Below are 1,082 nucleotides of genomic sequence, written 5' to 3' on the forward strand. Positions count from 1 at the left end.
CCGCGGTCGGTCTCCTCGACCGGCTTGTCGATGGCGCCTTCGGAAATCGCCTGCATGCGGTTCTTCTGGCGGTCGAGTGCGCCGAGCACATCGCGGGCGATCAGCCAGGACAAGGTCGCCATCAGCAGCATCAGGCCGATGCCGATTGCGGCGAGCTCCAGCGTCAGCGCGCGCACGTCGGCGTCGATGTCGTCGACATAGAGGCCGTAGGCAATTGCGACGTTCCAGGGTGCAAAGTAGCGAGCGAACACCAGCTTGCGAACCGGAACGGTCTCGCCTGGACGCGGGAAAAGATAGGACAGGATGGCGCCTTCAGGGGCTTGCCTCGCCGTGTTGACGGTGGCATCGCCGATCACGATGCCATTGGCATCCTTGATGCCGTTGTTCTTGCCCTCGAGCTGAGGCGCGCCGCCGTTCATCATGACAGTCGAATCGGCGGTGTAGACGACGGGATAACCCTGGCCGCCGCCAAACTTCATCTGCCGGCCGCGCAGCTTGAACTGGGCTTGCGCATCGGCGAGCGTCATCTTGCCGGCGGCGACCTCGTCATGGAGCGATTGCGCGAAGCCGTGGAGCAGATCGACCGCCGTCTGCATCTGGCGCGCGCGATCGTCGAGCATGCGGGTCTTGCTGAGATAGGCCGATGCAACGATGAGTGCCGTGACCGTGAGCGCCGCGAGACAGACCATGCTGGCGAGCTTGGTGCGGATCTTCAGGTGACTGAGCAGCGTCATGACGGCCTCGGGAACGGTTGTGGAATGCTTGTTCTCGCGCAGCCGTATCAGGAAGTTCTTACCATTCCTGAACGCTGGAGATGGCGCGTTCAGGTTCGCCGCAATCCGCGCAGCCGTGGACACGCATATGCAGGCGAGACATCGACGCCTGCGGCGACGTGTCGAGAAAAATATGGATGGTGATCGTGTTTACGCGGTCGAGTGCCGGCTCAATCGATGCACCGATTCGTCGATGCATCGTCGTGTTCGAGCCACGGATGTCGCGCGGCTCACGCCGCGCGCACGCCCTTCAGGAACGTCCCGACTTCGCCGGAGAGTTGCTCGGCCTGTTTAGAGAGGCTGCTAGCC

The 1,082-nt window shown here is 62.9% G+C and carries 1 protein-coding gene; it reads right to left on the minus strand.

Annotated features, from left to right (window positions below):
- A partial coding sequence (locus JQ592_RS38160) for a cache domain-containing protein (RefSeq protein WP_211407852.1) occupies positions 1-734 on the minus strand: 734 nt, incomplete at its 3' end.
- Between the last annotated feature and the right edge of the window lie 348 nt (positions 735-1,082).

The sequence above is a fragment of the Bradyrhizobium iriomotense genome (assembly GCF_018129405.1).
Taxonomy (GTDB): Bacteria; Pseudomonadota; Alphaproteobacteria; order Rhizobiales; family Xanthobacteraceae; genus Bradyrhizobium; species Bradyrhizobium iriomotense_B.